Raw genomic sequence first — 16182 nt, 5'->3', positions numbered from 1 at the left:
CCGCGCCACATCGTACGAGGTCCGCCGGAGGCCCGGTCAGCCGCGCCAGATCTTCTCGTACGCCTCCTGGTACCCCTGGGGGTTCCAGGAGGTGGCCCCGCTGCTGTTCGCCGCCGTGGCGATGTGGACGGGAGCCACGTAGCCGCTGGCGGGCTGCCCGGCGAAGGCGCGGTTGAACTCGTCGACGATCTGCCAGCCCTGCTGCGAGAGCGGCTCCGGGACGGTGGCGGACTGGAACTGCTTGCTGTTGATGCGCCGGAACGCGGAGGGGTCGCCGTCGCCGGCGCCGATGTTGAAGGGCGGCCCGGCGCCGGGCCTGCCGGCGGCGCGGAAGGCCGGGGCGGCGTCGTCGAAGTACAGGTCGTTGATGGCGACGGAGTACGTCCAGTCCTTCGGGAAGCGGGACAGGAGCGAGGAGACCTCCTGGGGGGTGCGCCGGCCCGCGTCCGGGATCGGGATGTTCGCGTGCGCCAGGAGCTTCACGCCGGGGCACGCGGCGAGCCGCCGTTCGATCAGCCGGGACTTGGTACCGGCGAACGGGATCGAGTCGTCGGTGAAGACGACGACCCCGGCGTTGCCGTCGGACTGGGCGATGACCCAGTCCGCACTGGCCTTCGCCACCTCCTCCACCTTCGTGGTGACGTTGGTGAACAGCCTGGGACTCGTGCTGGGGCCGGGGGAGCTGACCGCGTGCCAGCCGATGAGCGGGATCCCCGCCTCCCCGGCCTGCGCCACCTGCTGTGAGGTCAGGCGGGGGTCGAAGCCGCCGATGACGATGCCCGAGGGCTTGAGGGTGACGGCCTGGCTGAGTGCCGCCTGGATGCCGGCCGGGGTGCCCTCCCCGTCGATCACCCGGACGTCCCAGCCGATGGCCTGCGCAGCCTCCTTGACGCCCTTCGCGACTCCGGCGACCCCGGGGTTGGTCATGGTCTGCGCGACGTACACGAGGGACTTGCCGGCGACCGCCCGGGGCCCGGTGGTCGGGCCGTTCCACGAGGTGTCCTTGCTCTCGGCCCGCTGGACGGCCGCCTTCGCCCCTTGGAGGACGGCCGGACAACCCGCGCCCGAGGAAGGGCCGGTGGCGTTCGGCATGCCGCTCTCGCAGCCGGCGACGGCGGTGGCTGCTGCTGCCAGCAGGGCTGCGGCCGCGAGGGCGGTCTTGCGGTTCGGGTACACGGTGCTCCTGACGCTGGTCTGCGCTGCGGTGTTCTCCGGGAGGATCAGGGGGCGCCCCCGCCGTCTTCCGCCGCCGCGGTCCGGCGTTGCGCGGGCGGCCCGCCGGTGGCCGTGGCGTCGGTACGCAGCCTGCGACGGGCCGAATAGCCGGCCAGCCCGACCGCGATGAGCAGAGTGCCGCCGTTGAACAGCGGGGTGGCCCAGAAATCGGCGCCGAGCTGGCCGATCCCGGCGAGGCCGACGGCGAGTACGGTCACGGCCACCAGCGTGCCCAGGGCGTTGGCGCGACCCGGCTTGATCGCGGTGGAGCCGAGCAGGACGCCGACGAACGCGGGCAGCAGGTAGTCCAGGCCGACACTCGGGTTGCCGATCTGCTGCTGCGCGGCGAGCAGGACACCGGCGAAGCCGACGACGGTGCCCGATCCGGCGAACGCGTAGACGCAGTACCGGTGCGTGGGGATGCCGATGATCTCGGCGGCGCGGGGGTTGGAGCCGATGACGTACAGGTACCGGCCGAACGGCAGCCGCTCCAGCACCACCCAGAGCACGACGACGAGGCCGAGTACGTAGAAGGCGGGCACCGGCAGCCCGAGGAACCGCGCGTCGTAGAGCCCGGTGAAGGCGGCCGGAAGGCCGTCGGGGCCGGGGACGATCCGGCTCCCGTCGGTGATCCAGCCGGTGACGGCGTACATCATGCTGCCGGTGCCGAGCGTGGCGATGAACGAGTCGATGCGGGCGAACTCGACGAGGACACCGTTCACGGCGCCGGCCAGGGTCCCCCCGAGGACGACCACGAGGCAGGCGAGCGGCCAGGGCCAGCCCCCGTCGATGATGAGGTACAGCACCAGGACGTGCGCCAGGCCCAGGCCGTAACCGATGGACAGGTCGAACTTGCCGCTCGCGATGGGGATCGTCGCACCGAGCGCGAGGACGGCCGGGATCGACTGGTTGGAGAGGATCGAGGAGACGTTGTCCCGCGTGGGGAAGGTAGCGGGCAGGACGAGGGAGAAGACGAGGAAGAGCAGGACGGTGAGGGCCAGGAGGCCGTAGGTGCCGATGAAGTGTCCGTGCAGGCGGCCGGCCCGGAATCGGCGCGGGGACGGGGAGGGCGCGGGGCTCACCGGCTCCCCGCGCTTCCGGTGATCGCGGGCAGGGCCGAGGCGGTGCGGGTGAGTTCGGTGACGCTCAGGGTCTCGCCCGCCAGCTCGGCCACCACGCTCCCGCGCCCGAACACGAGCGCGCGGTGGCACACGTCGGCGACCTCCTCGAAATCGGTGGAGATGAGCAGCACCGCCAGGCCGGCGGCCAGCGCCTCGTCGAGGAGCCGGTGGATCGAGGCCTTGGCGCCGACGTCCACGCCGGCCGTCGGCTCCTCGAGGATCAGCAGGCGCAGCTTCCCGCGGAGCCGGCGGCCGACCATCACCTTCTGCTGGTTGCCGCCGGACAGGGTGGCGATCGGCACCTCGCTGTCGCGGGGACGCACTTGGAACCGCTCGATCAGAGCGGCGGCCTCGGCGCGCTCGCGCCGCGGGGCGACCCAGTGCCAGGCCGGCACCCCGGTTGCCCGGGGATTGGCCAGGAAGTTCTCCCGTACCGTCAGTTCCGCGGCGCAGCCCTCCTCCTGCCGGTTGGCGGCCACGAAACCGACGCCGGCGCCGAGCGCGGCGGCGATCGTGCGCGGGCGGTACGGGCGGCCGTCGAGCAGTGCCCGGCCGCCGAGGAACGGCAGTGCGCCGGCGAGGGCGCGGCCCAGGTGCATGTGTCCGGCCCCGGTCAGCCCGACCATGGCGAGGATCTCGCCCTCGCGCAGCTCCAGACTGACGGGTCCGGTGCGTTCGGTGGTCACGCCGTCGAGGCTCAGTACGGGCGGGCGGACGGGCGCGGAGCGGGACGCCGGGGCGGAGGGGAACCCGGGGGCGGCCGCGGGAGGCGGCCCGCCGTCCGGTTCGGGGCCCACGATGTCGCGCACCAGACGCACGGGGCTGTACGGGGCGAGGGGCCCCTGGCTGACGAGCCGTCCGTCGCGCAGGACTGCGAAGGTGTCGGCGACCTCGTACACCTCGTCGAGGCGGTGGCTGACGTAGAGGATGCCGTGCCCCCGGTCGCGCAGGGCGTGCAGTACGTCGAAGAGGCGCGCGCAGTCCGCGGCGGGGAGGGTGGCGGTCGGCTCGTCCAGGACGAAGAGCTCCGCCTGCCGGGCCAGGGCGCGGGCGATCGCGACCAGTGAGCGTTCGGCGGGGGCGAGGTCGGCGATGCGGGCGTCGGCGTCCAGGTGTCCGGCGACGATCCGCAGGGCCTCGGCGCAGTTCCTCCGGGTCTCGCGCCAGGAGATCAGGCCGCGGCGGCGGGGGTATCCGGTCCCCAGGGCGATGTTCTCGGCGACGGTCATCCACTCGACCAGACCGAGGTCCTGGTGGATGAAGGACATGGTGCGGCGGGCCGCGTCGGAGCCGAGGGGGTGCCCGGCGACGGTCACCTCGCCCTCGTCGGCGCGGTGGACCCCGGCGAGCACCTTGATGAGCGTGGACTTCCCGGCACCGTTGGGGCCGAGGAGGGCCAGGACGCTGCCGCCGTGGACGTCGAGGCTGACCCCGTCCAGGGCGACGGTGCCGCCGAACCGTTTGGCGAGACCGCGTACGCGGACGAGGGGTGCTCCGCCGGAGCGCGAGGGCGGGCTCGTCGAGGTGACGGGAGTGTCATGCACGGACTTCTCCGGGGCCGCCTGGGGAGGTGCTTCCTGAAGCTGTGAGGACGTCGTCCCTGAAGGACATCGCTGTGAGACATCGGTGATGCTACTGCTGGCCATGGTCATATGGGCGACATGTCGCCTTCTGTGCCTCCGATGGTCGAGTGCCGAGAGGACCGAGGGGCGACGGTCAGGCCGCGTCCAGGGCGCATTCGGCCCAGATGACCTTGCCGTGCGTCGTGTAGCGGGTGCCCCAGGCATGGGCGAGCTGTGCGACGAGGAACAGCCCGCGTCCGCCCTCCTCCGTCGTGGCCGCCCGCCGCAGGTGCGGGGCGGTGCTGCTGCCGTCGGCGACCTCGCAGATCAGGGTGCGGTCGCGGACCAGGCGCACCTGGATGGGCTCGGTGCCGTAGCGGACCGCGTTGGTGACCAGCTCGCTGAGCATCAGCTCGGCGGCGAACGCGAGGTCGTCCAGCCCCCAGTCGGCCAGCTGGCGCGTGGCGGCGGCGCGGATGCCGGAGACGAGAGCCGGGTCCGCGGGCACGTCCCAGGTGGCGATCCGGTCGGCGGGCACGGTCCGGGTACGGGCGACGAGCAGGGCGATGTCGTCCGCGGGGTGTTCGGGTGCCACGGTGTCGATGACCGCCTGGCAGGTGTCCTCCGGCGTGCGGTCCGGGTGGGACAGGACGCGGCTCAACTGGTCGAGGGCGACGTCGAGGTCGCGATCGCGGTCCTCGACGAGCCCGTCGGTGTAGAGGACCAGCGTGCTCCCCTCGGGGAGCTGGATCTCGGCCGTCTCGAAGGGCAGACCGCCCAGCCCCAGCGGCGGTCCGGCCGGAAGATCGGCGAACGTCACGACGCCGCCGGGGTGGACCAGGGCGGGCGGGGGGTGGCCGGCGCGGGCCATGGTGCACAGCCGCGTGGTGGGGTCGTAGACGGCGTAGAGGCAGGTGGCGCCTACGATGCCGGTGCTGCCGGAGTCGTTCTCGCCGCCCTCCTCCCGGTCCAGCCGCACCAGGAGGTTGTCCAGGTGGGTGAGGAGCTCGTCCGGGGCGAGTTCCAGTTCGGCGAAGTTGCGTGCGGCGGTGCGCAGCCGGCCCATGGTGGCGGCCGCGTGCAGGCCGTGGCCCACGACGTCACCCACGAGCATGGCGACCCGGGTGCCGGAGAGGGGGATGACGTCGAACCAGTCGCCGCCCACCCCGGATTCGGCGGGCAGGTAGCGGTGCGCGACCTCGACGGCGCCCTGCTCGGGAACGCCTTGCGGGAGCAGGCTCTGCTGCAGGGCCAGGGCCAGGGTGTGCTCGCGGGTGTAGCGGCGGGCGTTGTCGATGCAGAGGGCGGCGCGGGCAGCGAGTTCCTGGGCCAGCCAGCTGTCGTCGTCCCCGAAGGGGGCGGGGTCCTGCGAGCGGTAGAAGCTGGCGACCCCCAGCAGGACGCCGCGGGCGAGCAGGGGGACGGAGACGAGGGAGTGCACGTTGTGGGCGAAGATCTGCCGGGCGTGCTCGGGTTCCTGGTCGATCCAGCCGACGGCATTGCGCAGGTCGGCCTCCAGTACCGCCTGCCCGCTGTCCAGACACCGCATGTGGGGAGTGCCGGCGCGCAGCTCCACCCGCTGTCCGACCGGGTAGAAGGGGCAGTCTTCGCGGATGCCGTGGACCACCGTGCGGTGCAGCTCGGTGCGCGGATCGGCGGACTCCTCGCCGCGCAGCACGGCCTCGGGCACGTCGATGGTGACGTAGTCGGCCAGGCGCGGAACCGCCATCTCGGCGAGCTCCCAGGCGGTGCGGGTCACGTCCAGCGTGGTGCCGATACGGGTGCTGGCCTCGGCCAGCAGCTCCAGGCGGCGGCGTGCCGCGACGGCGTACTTCCCCACTTCCGGCTCGCCCACCAGCACCAGCCCCCTGACCTTGCCGGAGGTGTGGCCGGCGGCGGCCGCAGGCGCGGGAGGAGCGAGGGGGCCGGGCGGCGGACCGGTGGGCGGTCCGCTGCGGGGCAGGAGGGAGAGGTGATGCACCGGCTGCGCATCGCCGGAGAGCACGGCCTCGACGACGACGCCCTCCACCCCGGAGCGGCTCACGAGCGGGCTGCTCATCAGGGTGACGCCGCGCCCGTGGGGCAGGGCCACCTCGACGGCGGCCCGCTGGGTCGAGGAGATGAGCTCGGTGGCCTTCTCCTTGAGGATCATCTGATCGCTCCGGTCGAGCCCGCTGTCGCCGAGTTCGTCCAGCCCGATCAGGTGTCCGTTCCCGGCGGCCGCGCCGGGCCGGACGAGGTGGCTGGCCTCGAGGTACGTCCGCAGCAGGGCGCGCTCGCGCTCCGAGTGCTGCTCCATCAGCCGCCGCTCGATGGTTTCGGCCGCCCGGCTGACCAGAGCGGGCAGCGCCGGGTCCTCGTAGCCGTGCGGGTACCCGAAGCACAGGACACCGACGACATGTCCGCTCAGCTGGTCGCGGATGGGGGTGGCGGAGCAGGCGTTCGACTGGGAGCGCTCGGCGAAGTGCTCGGCCCCGTAGACCTGGACGAGCCGGCGTTCGGCGAGCGCGAGTCCGATGCCGTTGGTGCCCGCGAACCGCTCGGCGAAGACGAAGCCGGGGACGCTCTGGATGGGCGGGAGGTCATGGGCCAGCGCGGGCTCCCCGAAGCGGCGCTGCAGCACCGTTCCGTTCCCGTCGGCGAGGGAGACGTTCATCTGGCTGCCCGTGAAACGCGACGCCAGCTGGTCGAGCACGGGCTCCGCCGCGCGGACGAGCCGGCTGTCCGGATCGAAATCGTCCCGGTAGGGAAGTTCGGTCTGGTCCGGTGACAGTCCCAGGGACCGGCAGCGCAGCCAGGAGTTCAGGATCGGGCTGCGTACCCCGCTCGCGACCGGCTCGCCCAGCAGGAACCGCTCACGGGAGCGTGCGGGGCCGATCTCGTCTCCCGTGACCCCCATACGCATCACTTCTCCTCACCGGGCCCTCGGCCTCGGCCGCACCGGAGCGCTTGCCCCGAATAAGTGTCTTTCGAGTATATTCCTCCCGGTTTATTCGGATCGTTGGGATCAGTTCGAATCAGAGGATCGCGACCGGATCGACGGGCGAGCCGGTCCCGCCCGGCACGTTCAGCGGCGTCACGACGATCATGAACTCGTGGCGCCCCGCCTCGGCGCAGGCGGCGGAGAGCACCTCGAGGTCCAGGTTGTCCAGCAGCGGCACCCCCATGGCCGCCACGGCGAGGGCGTGGACGGGGGAGTGCACGCCCTCGACCGGCGAGGGGCGCAGGTCGCTGTCCCCGTCGCCGCCGAGCAGGGCGATACCGCGCTCGGCCAGCAGCGGCACGGCGTCCACGTGCAGGCCCGCGCTCGCGGCGTCCGAGTCCCACGGGCCGATCTCCCGGCTGCGCCGGAAGCGGCCGGAGCGCAGCAGCACCGCGCAGCCGTCGTCGATCGTCACGCCCAGTGCCCGCTCCGCGGCGGCGACGTCCGGCGCGTGGACCGCATGCCCGGGCTCCAGCCAGTCGACCCCGAGGACGGCCGGCAGATCGAGGAGCACCCCCTTGGTGACGAGCGGGCCGAGCGCGGCCACCGAGCCGAAGCGCGCCCCCGCGGCGCCGAAGGCCTCGCGTGCCGGGCGGCCGTCGTAGAGCCGCCCCCCGTACGCGACGTGCGACAGGGCGTCCAGGTGGGTCACGGCCTTGCCGTGGTAGTCGACGCCGATGAAGTCCTTGTACGTGGCGGGTTCCGGGGACTCCACGTCACCGAGATCGGACATGTAGTGCAGGGCGGGCCTGCCGTTGTCCGGGCCGGGCCGGGTGTCCCAGGGCAGACCCAGCGGGACCGCCGTACCGGAGCGGACCAGGGCGGCGGCCCGCCGTACGTGGTCCGGGGTGACCCGGTTCCAGGCACCGCGGTCGGCCCGGGCCCAGCGGCCCCACGTGCGGACGGCCGCGAAGATCGCGTCGAACTCCTGACGGGGGACCCGGCGCTCGGGGCTGCTGCTCATCCGGACTCACCGCTCCAGGGCTCGGCGGGGCCCCGCCTCGGGGCGAGACCGGGGGACGGTCGCCCCGACGCCCGCACCGCATCACATGCCCGGCGGTCCCGGCCGCTACGCCTGAGAGGCCCCGCACGGGCGAAAGGTGGCGGCGAGCAGCTTCGACGGGGCACGCTGGACCCATGCGGGTGCCCTTCCGCTCACCTCCTCGACCGGGAGCGGGCGGCCATCACCAGGTCCTTTTCGTACTCGCGGAGTGTCTGCCCTTCGTGATCGCGCTCTCGGTGCTGACCATCGAATTCACGCCCGCTCACGTTCTGTACACCGGCCCCCTCCTGGTCGCCACGCCGGCGCTGGCCGCGGTGACGATGGGTCCCAAGGGCACCCTTGCGGCGGTGGCCCTGGCCGTGGCCGTGAGCGTGGTCACGGCCACCTACAACGGGGCGTGGGGCAGCCAGCAGGTCTACACGAACTTCCTGGCCCTGTTCCTGGTGTCGCTGGCGAGCGTGGCGACGAGCAGCACCGCCCGCAGGCGGCGCAAGAGCGAGCTCGACCAGGTCCGCCGCATCGCCGTGGCGGCGCAGGAGGCCGTGCTGCGGCCCGTCCCGGCCCGGCTGGGCCCCCTACGCGTGGCCGGCATGTACCTCGCGGCCGAGACGGGGGCGCAGATCGGAGGCGATCTGTACGAGGCCGTGCAGACGAAGTACGGGGTGCGCGTGATCGTCGGCGACGTCCGGGGCAAGGGGCTGCCGGCCGTTCGGGCCGCAGCGGCCGTGCTCGGCGCGTTCAGGGAGGCGGTGCACTACGAGGAGGAACTGGTGGACGTCATCCACCGCTGCGAGGCGGCACTGCTGCGCGATGCCGCCGTGCCGGGCGTGATCGACCCGGAAGCACTCGTGGAGGGTTTCGTCACCGCTCTCGTGGCCCAGGTGCCGGACGGGCCCGTCGTCGAGGTGGTCAACCGCGGCCATCCGCCTCCGCTGCTCCTGCGGGACGGAACGGCCTGCGCCCTGATGCCCACGAGGCCGCTGCCGCCGCTCGGACTGGCGGAGTTCATCACCGGTCCGCCCGGCAGGGCGGACCGCTATTCCTTCGCACCCGGCGACCGCCTGCTGATGTACACCGACGGCGTGATCGAAGCCCGCAACAGCGGCAACGACTTCTTCGCCCTGCCGGAGGCGATGGAGGCGGTGCACGCGACGCCCGACGGCGGTCCGCAGGAGTTCCTGGACCAGCTGCACCGGGGACTGCTCCGCCACACCCAGGATCGCCTGGCGGACGATGCGGCGATGTTCCTCGTCGATCGGTGACGATTCATCAGATCGCGCCCTGAAGGCAGGTGTTCGACCGGGCTCGAACCTCGCCGAAGCGGGCCGTAAACGCTCAGCCGCAAGATCACTGCATCGAGGTAATGGCGGTGGCTTCCCGGCCCGGTCCCCTGCTCCGGCGGCTAGTGTGCTCCCGGATCCGGATGGAATGCCCGGATATTCGCCCCCTTTTTCTTCTTTCACCGGTGACGTGTGCCCGCATGCCGTTCACCGCCCTTACGAAGGAGAGCCTGCCCGATGACCGTGGACACCAGCCCGGAGGCGCAGCTCGAGCCCCCGCAGACCAGCCTGGGCACGGCGGCCGCCCGCAACCTTGCCACCACGACCAAGTCCGCCCCGCAGATGCAGGAGATCACCTCCCGCTGGCTGCTGAAGATGCTCCCCTGGGTGGAGACCAAGGGCGGCACGTACCGGGTGAACCGGCGGCTGACCTACACCGTCGGCGACGGGCGCATCGACTTCGTCCAGGACGGCGCCCAGGTCCGGGTGATCCCCCGCGAACTCGGCGAACTCGCCATGCTGCGCGGCTTCGACGACATGGACGTGCTGACCGCGCTCGCCGGCCGGTGCGTCCAGCGTGACTTCCGCGCAGGTGAGGTGCTGGTCGAGCGCGGCACCCCCGCGAACGAGATCCACCTGATCGCCCACGGCCGGGTCAACCAGACCTCCGTCGGCAAGTACGGTGACGAGATCGCCGTCGCCGTGCTCGCCGACGGCGACCGGTTCGGCGAGCACGCCCTGCTGGACGGTGCCGGGGGCTGGGACTACACCGCAACCGCCGCCACGGCCGGCACCCTGCTCACCCTGTCCCGCTCGGACTTCGCCGCCATCCTCTCGTCGGCGCCGCACCTCCAGGCCCACGTCGAGCGGTTCGGCTCGCTCCCGCACCAGCGGCAGAACAAGCACGGCGAGGCCGAGATCGCGATGTCCGCCGGCCACACCGGCGAACCCGAGCTGCCCGGCACCTTCGTCGACTACGAGCCCCACCCGCGCGAGTACGAACTCTCCATCGCCCAGACGGTGCTGCGGGTCCACACGAGGGTCGCCGACCTCTACAACGAGCCGATGAACCAGACGGAGGAGCAGCTCAGGCTCACCATCGAGGCGCTGCGCGAGCGCCAGGAGCACGAGCTGGTCAACAACCGGGAGTTCGGCCTCCTCCACAACGCCGATTTCAAGCAGCGGATCCAGACCCACTCCGGCCCGCCCACCCCGGACGACCTCGACGAGCTGCTCTGCCGCCGCCGTGGTTCCAAGCTCTTCCTCGCCCACCCCAAGACCATCGCGGCGATCGGGCGTGAGTTCAACGCCCGCGGGCTCTACCCGGACCACGTCGACCTCGGCGGACAGCAGGTCCCGGCCTGGCGCGGAGTCCCGATCCTGCCCTGCAACAAGATCCCGATCAGCAGGGAGAACACCAGCTCGATCCTGGTGATGCGCACCGGCGAGGACAACCAGGGCGTCATCGGCCTGCGCCAGACCGGTCTGCCGGAGGAGTACGAGCCGGGCCTGTCGGTGCGCTTCATGGGCATCGACGAGAGGTCGATCATCTCCTACCTGGTCTCCACCTACTACTCCGCCGCCGTCCTGGTGCCCGACGCGCTCGGCGTCCTGGAGAACGTGCAGATCGCCCGCAGGCACGACTGAGGCACCTGCCCGGCAACGACAGCCACGACAGCCACGACAGCCACACCGGCCACGGCCCGGGCCTTCCCGGGCCGGCCGGGCATGCCCGGGATCCGGGACAGCCCAACCACCTCACCAAGGAGTCACGGATGCCCGATCCCGGGCCTTCCCCTCTGCAGTCGGGTCTCCCTGCAGCCGCGGCCCGCTTCGGGGCGCACGGTCACGGCCGCGGCATCGAAGCCGTCGGCTGCGTCCGGCCCGCCCTGTTCGCCCCGCCCGCCCAGGCCTCGGCCCCCGTCACCACGCCGAGCCCCGCCCTGGAGCGGGTCCTGCGCGGCCCCAGCGGGCTGGGCGCGGCCGGGCTGTCCCTGGCCCGGCGCGAGGAGCCGCCTGCGCCCGAGGAGGAGCCCCCGGCGGCGGGTCGTCCGGTCCCGGGTCTCTACTACCACCCGGTGCCGGAACCCGACCCCGTTCGGGTCGAGGAGCTCAGCCACAGGATCAAGGCGTGGGCGGTGGACGAGGTCGAGCTGTACCCCCCGGAGTGGGAGGACCAGTTCGACGGCTTCTCCGTGGGCCGTTACATGGTCGCCTGCCACCCCGACGCCCCCACCATCGACCACCTCATGCTCGCCACGCGGCTGATGGTCGCCGAGAACGTCGTCGACGACTGCTACTGCGAGGACCACGGGGGCTCGCCCGTCGGCCTCGGCGGACGCCTGCTGCTGGCGCACACCGCACTCGACCCCCTCCACACCACGACGGAGTACCAGCCGGAGTGGGCGGAGTCCCTCCACTCGGACGCGCCGCGGCGCGCCTACCGGTCGGCCATGGAGTACTTCGCCCAGGAGGCCACCGCCTCCCAGGCCGACCGGTTCCGGCACGACATGGCCCGTCTGCACCTGGGGTACCTCGCCGAGGCCGCCTGGGCCGAGACGGACTACGTCCCGCAGGTGTGGGAGTACCTGTCGATGCGCCAGTTCAACAACTTCCGCCCCTGCCCCACCATCACCGACACCGTCGGCGGCTACGAACTCCCGGCGGACCTGCATGCCCAGCCCGCCATGCAGCGGGTCATCGCGCTCGCCGGGAACGCGACCACCATCGTCAACGACCTGTACTCGTACACCAAGGAACTCGCCAGCCCCGGCCGGCACCTCAACCTGCCCGTGGTGATCGCCGAACGCGAGGGCTGCTCCGTCCGCGATGCCTATCTGAAGGCGGTCGAGGTCCACAACGACCTCATGCACGCGTTCGAGGCCGCGGCCGCCGACCTGGCCGCAGCCTGCCCCGTCCCGAGCGTGCTGCGCTTCCTTCGGGGCGTGGCCGCGTGGGTCGACGGCAACCACCACTGGCACCAGACCAATACCTACCGCTACAGCCTGCCCGACTTCTGGTAAGGATGGATTTATCTGTGACCAACACCGAGCTCACCATGTCCCCCGCCGCCACGTTCATCCCTTCCCCGGCGACGCCCTACCAGGGTGACATCGCCCGATACTGGGACCACGAGGCCCGGCCGGTGAACCTGCGTCTCGGCGACGTCGACGGTCTCTACCACCACCACTACGGCCTCGGTGACGTCGACCACGCAGCCCTCGGGGACACCGGCGACAGCGCGTACGAGAAGAAGCTGATCGCCGAGCTCCACCGGCTGGAGTCGGCGCAGGCCGACGTCCTGCTGGACCACCTCGGCCCCATCGGGCAGGGCGACACGCTCGTGGACGCAGGCTGCGGCCGCGGCGGATCGATGGTCATGGCCCACCAGCGGTTCGGATGCAAGGTCGAGGGCGTCACCCTCTCGGCCAAGCAGGCCGACTTCGCGAACCAGCGCGCCGGCGAACTCGGCATCGGGGACTCCGTCCGGGCCCGCGTCTGCAACATGCTCAGCACACCGTTCGAGACGGGCCAGGCCGCGGCCTCCTGGAACAACGAGTCGAGCATGTACGTCGACCTGCACGACCTGTTCGCCGAACACTCCCGGATCCTCGCCGTCGGCGGCCGGTACGTGACCATCACCGGCTGCTGGAACCCCCGTTACGGCCAGCCCTCGAAGTGGGTCTCCCAGATCAACGCGCACTTCGAGTGCAACATCCACTCGCGCCGGCAGTACATGCGGGCCATGGCCGACAACCGTCTCGTACCGCAGGCCGTCATCGACCTGACGCCCGCGACCCTGCCCTACTGGGAGCTGCGGGCCACGTCCTCCCTGGTCACCGGGATCGAAGAGGCGTTCATCAACTCGTACAAGGACGGCTCGTTCCAGTACGTCCTGATCGCGGCCGACCGCGTCTGATCCGAGCAGAGACCGCAAGGGCGGCCGGGCCCGTGACCCACGGGCCCGGCTTTTGCGTATGTCACGCAGGCCGGTGCGGCGCCGCCGCAGGCGGATCGGCCGAGGCGAGCAGGCTCAGTACGGTGGCCTCCATGGCGTGCCGCGCCTCCTCGGGGTCGAGCCCGGTGGAACGCCAGTGGTGCCAGGCGCCCCACGTGGTCACCGCGTCGAGTCCGTGGACCAGGTCCGTACGCCGCCGGCCCGACAGCAGGTCGAGTTCCTCCGCCAGTACGGCCTCCATGCGCCGGCGGGCATCGGCGAAGGCCTCCTCGGTCACCTGACGGATGCGCTCCGAGGGATGGTCCATGCGGATCATCGCCAGCCGCGCCGGGGTGATCCATTCGAGGATCCGCGCCCGCTGTTCGACCAGGGCCGCCACGCGGGCGGCGCGCGGCCCCTCGGTGGGCAACGGCCTTATCTGCTCGGCGAGTTGTTCCAGCCGCCGGGTGATGGCGGTGTCCACGAGCTGGGCCATGTCGTCGAAATGGTGGAACACGGACCGCCGTGAGACCCCCGCGGACTGGGCCACCCGGTCTGCGGGGAAGTCCGTCATGCCTTCGTCGAGGAGCGCCAGCAGCGCAGCGGCGATCTTTTCGCGGGTCTGCCGGCCGCGCTCGGTCCGTCCGTCCGGGGTGTCCTGCTCGGGATGCCGTGCCACCTGGGGCTCCTCTCTCCGATTGACATTATTGCACTCCGAGTGCAACGGTAAATGTGCACTCGGAGTGCAATTTCATTCGTGGAGGGAAGCGCAGCACGATGTTCCTTGCCCTGGGCCGCTGGTGTGCCCGCAGACCGAGACGGATCCTCGCCGTCTGGGCGGCCGTGACGCTCGCCGTCGCCGCCGTCGTGATGCTCCACGGCCGGGTCACCAGCGAGGCGGTGGTCATCCCCGGCAGCGACAGCCAGGCGGCCCGGGACGCCGCGGACTCCTTCCACGGGCCCGTCTCCGGCAACCAGCCGCTCGTCCTGCACACGGCTCCGGACGGGCCGGTGCTCACCTCCGCCGCCGCGCAGCAGGCGGTCGAGGCGGCGGCCGGGGACGTGGCCCGGGTGGACCACGTGGTGAGTGCCGCCGCGCCGTACGGGCCTTCGGGCCGGGCGGCCATGAGCCCGGACGGCCACACCGCCTACATATCGGTGGGGCTGGACGTGACCGGGCGCGACATCACCCCGCAGATCAGCGAGGCCGTACTGGCGGCCACCGGGCCCGCCCGGCAGGCCGGCATCGAGGTCACGGCCGGCGGTGACCTCGCGGCCGCCGCCGACAAGGGGTCCACCGCCCACAGCGAGCTGATCGGTCTCGCGGCGGCCGCGGTCATCCTGTTCCTCGGTCTGCGCAGGGTCCTCGCAGCCGGCCTTCCCCTGCTGGTCGGGGTGGTGGGGCTGGTGATCTCGCTCTCGGCGATCGGGCTGGTCGGGCACGTCCTCGACATGCCCTCGGCGGGCGCCACGATCGCGGCGATGATCGGCCTCGGTGTCGGCATCGACTACACCCTCTTCTGCCTGACGCGCTTCCGCGAGCTCCTGACCGAGGGGCACGGGGTGGTGGACGCCGCCGGGTACACCACGGCGAGCGCGGGCAAGGCCGCCGCCTTCGCCGGCTGCGCGGTGGCGGCCGCACTGGCGGGTCTGGCGCTCGGCGGGCTGCCGCTGCTGTACGCGCTGGCGCTCGCACCGGCCATCGCCGTACTCGTCGCGGTCCTCGCAGCCCTGACCCTGCTGCCGGCCCTGCTCGCGCTGCTCGGCCACCGGCTGGGCCGGAAGGCGGACCACCGGCCCGCCCCGGCGAAGCCCGCCGCCCCGGCCGGGGAGGCCGAAACGACCGGGACCGTCCGTGCGGCCGACCCCGCCGGCGCGCGCTGGCAGCGGTTCGCCGCACATGTGGCCGGCCGACCCTGGCTCTACCTGCTCGCGAGCCTGGTCCTGGTGGGCGTGCTGGCCGCGCCGGCCGCCGGGTTGACGTTCGGCCAGCTCGACGCGGGGGACAAGGCGGCCGGTACGTCGAGCCGTACCGCGTACGAGCAGCTGGCCCAGGCGTTCGGGCCGGGCGTGAACGGCCCCCTCCAGGTGACCGAGACCCTGCCCACGGCGGCCGACGGACCTGCCGACCGCCGTGTCGCGACGGTCACCGAAACCCTCGGGCAGACCCCCGGCGTGGCCGCCGTGAGCCCGGCCCGGCTCGGCCCGGACGGCCGTACCGTCCTCTGGCAGGTCACCCCCACCACCGGCCCCGGCGATCCGGCCACCGTCGCGCTCGTGGACCGGCTGCGGGGCACCGCCCTGCATGGGGCCACCGCCGGCACCGGGGCCGCCACCCACGTCGGCGGGCCGACGGCCGCGCAGGCCGACCTGAACGCGCGGCTCGCCGCCCGGATGCCGGCGATCATCGCCACCGTCGTGCTCGTCGCCGGCCTGCTGCTCCTCCTTGCCTTCCGCGCACCGGTGGTCGCGGCCAAGGCGGCTGCGATGAACCTGATCTCGGTCGCCGCCTCGTACGGCGTACTGACCGCCGTGTTCCAGTGGGGCTGGGGCGCGGGCCTGCTCGGCCTCGACGGCCCGGTGCCGATACCGGGATACGTCCCGCTGCTGATGTTCGCGGTGCTGTTCGGGCTCTCCATGGACTACGAGGTGTTCCTCCTGAGCGCCGTACGCGCGTCCTACCTCCGGCACCGGGACAACACGCGTGCGGTCGTCGACGGACTGGCCGGCACCGCCCGGATCATCACCTCGGCAGCGATGATCATGGTCTGTGTGTTCCTCAGCTACCTGCTCTCCGAGGACCCCGTGGTGAAGATGTTCGGCATCGGACTGGCCACGGCCGTGGCCCTGGACGCCACCGTCGTCCGCGGACTGCTCGTCCCGACCAGCATGGTGCTGCTCGGCGAGCGCAACTGGTGGCTCCCCGCCGGGCTCGACCGCATCCTCCCCCGGGTGGACATCGAGGGCACCCCGACACCCCCCGTACGCGACCTGCCCCCGGCCGTCGCCCCCGCCACGGTTCCGCCCACCGCATCCACCGCCGCGCCCGGCCCCGACCGGCTTCCCGCTCCCTGAGGTACG

Annotated in this window: 10 protein-coding genes and 1 pseudogene; 5 read left to right on the top strand and 6 right to left on the bottom strand. The window is 72.4% G+C overall.

The window, feature by feature from the left end; genetic code table 11:
- Window positions 1-36 precede the first annotated feature (36 nt).
- The 5 genes from AB5J51_RS05280 to AB5J51_RS05260 form a co-directional block, all read right to left on the bottom strand.
- The gene (locus AB5J51_RS05280) at window positions 37-1092 is read right to left on the bottom strand and encodes a substrate-binding domain-containing protein (RefSeq protein ID WP_369780220.1); all 1056 of its coding nucleotides are present in this window, start codon (window positions 1090-1092) and stop codon (window positions 37-39) included.
- Window positions 1093-1220: 128 nt separating this feature from the next.
- Entirely contained in the window at window positions 1221-2297 is a 1077-nt protein-coding gene (locus AB5J51_RS05275) for an ABC transporter permease (protein ID WP_369776991.1), read from the bottom strand.
- Window positions 2294-3880 carry a sugar ABC transporter ATP-binding protein gene (locus tag AB5J51_RS05270; RefSeq protein WP_369776990.1) on the bottom strand — a complete coding sequence of 529 codons (1587 nt, stop codon included), beginning with the start codon at window positions 3878-3880 and terminating at the stop codon, window positions 2294-2296. Before AB5J51_RS05270 ends, AB5J51_RS05275 begins: the two co-directional genes overlap by 4 nt.
- A gap of 172 nt (window positions 3881-4052) precedes the next feature.
- Window positions 4053-6797: a SpoIIE family protein phosphatase gene (locus AB5J51_RS05265; protein WP_369776989.1), complete on the bottom strand. Its 2745-nt coding sequence runs from the start codon at window positions 6795-6797 to the stop codon at window positions 4053-4055.
- 118 nt (window positions 6798-6915) lie between these two features.
- Complete coding sequence (locus AB5J51_RS05260) at window positions 6916-7845, bottom strand: cyclase family protein (protein ID WP_053789154.1); 930 nt, start codon at window positions 7843-7845, stop codon at window positions 6916-6918.
- A 173-nt stretch (window positions 7846-8018) separates the two neighbouring features.
- On the opposite strand from AB5J51_RS05260, the gene AB5J51_RS05255 reads away from it, so the two are divergent.
- From AB5J51_RS05255 to AB5J51_RS05240, 4 genes and pseudogenes are all read left to right on the top strand, one after another.
- A complete protein-coding gene (locus tag AB5J51_RS05255; protein WP_369776988.1) occupies window positions 8019-9146 on the top strand; it encodes a PP2C family protein-serine/threonine phosphatase in 1128 nt (375 codons plus the stop codon).
- 255 nt (window positions 9147-9401) lie between these two features.
- Window positions 9402-10811 carry a family 2B encapsulin nanocompartment shell protein gene (locus AB5J51_RS05250; RefSeq protein WP_053789156.1) on the top strand — a complete coding sequence of 470 codons (1410 nt, stop codon included), beginning with the start codon at window positions 9402-9404 and terminating at the stop codon, window positions 10809-10811.
- An 81-nt stretch (window positions 10812-10892) separates the two neighbouring features.
- Window positions 10893-12187, top strand: a pseudogene (locus tag AB5J51_RS05245) (family 2 encapsulin nanocompartment cargo protein terpene cyclase).
- Window positions 12188-12201: 14 nt separating this feature from the next.
- Complete coding sequence (locus tag AB5J51_RS05240) at window positions 12202-13083, top strand: geranyl diphosphate 2-C-methyltransferase (protein WP_369776987.1); 882 nt, start codon at window positions 12202-12204, stop codon at window positions 13081-13083.
- A 61-nt stretch (window positions 13084-13144) separates the two neighbouring features.
- Here the strand turns inward: AB5J51_RS05240 and AB5J51_RS05235 are convergent, their stop codons facing one another.
- A complete protein-coding gene (locus tag AB5J51_RS05235; protein WP_369776986.1) occupies window positions 13145-13780 on the bottom strand; it encodes a TetR/AcrR family transcriptional regulator in 636 nt (211 codons plus the stop codon).
- A 98-nt stretch (window positions 13781-13878) separates the two neighbouring features.
- On the opposite strand from AB5J51_RS05235, the gene AB5J51_RS05230 reads away from it, so the two are divergent.
- Window positions 13879-16176 carry an MMPL family transporter gene (locus tag AB5J51_RS05230; RefSeq protein ID WP_369776985.1) on the top strand — a complete coding sequence of 766 codons (2298 nt, stop codon included), beginning with the start codon at window positions 13879-13881 and terminating at the stop codon, window positions 16174-16176.
- Window positions 16177-16182 lie beyond the last annotated feature (6 nt).

This window comes from Streptomyces sp. R33, from assembly GCF_041200175.1.
Classification (GTDB): domain Bacteria; phylum Actinomycetota; class Actinomycetes; order Streptomycetales; family Streptomycetaceae; genus Streptomyces; species Streptomyces katrae_B.
This window is presented reverse-complemented; position numbering and strand designations above follow the sequence as displayed.

Coding starts and splice junctions, on each gene's coding strand:
- AB5J51_RS05280 (WP_369780220.1), bottom strand. CDS start 1,092: ATGCCGAACGCCACCGGCCCTTCCTCGGGCGCGGGTTGTCCGGCCGTC.
- AB5J51_RS05265 (WP_369776989.1), bottom strand. CDS start 6,797: ATGGGGGTCACGGGAGACGAGATCGGCCCCGCACGCTCCCGTGAGCGG.
- AB5J51_RS05260 (WP_053789154.1), bottom strand. CDS start 7,845: ATGAGCAGCAGCCCCGAGCGCCGGGTCCCCCGTCAGGAGTTCGACGCG.
- AB5J51_RS05255 (WP_369776988.1), top strand. CDS start 8,019: ATGCGGGTGCCCTTCCGCTCACCTCCTCGACCGGGAGCGGGCGGCCAT.
- AB5J51_RS05250 (WP_053789156.1), top strand. CDS start 9,402: ATGACCGTGGACACCAGCCCGGAGGCGCAGCTCGAGCCCCCGCAGACC.
- AB5J51_RS05230 (WP_369776985.1), top strand. CDS start 13,879: ATGTTCCTTGCCCTGGGCCGCTGGTGTGCCCGCAGACCGAGACGGATC.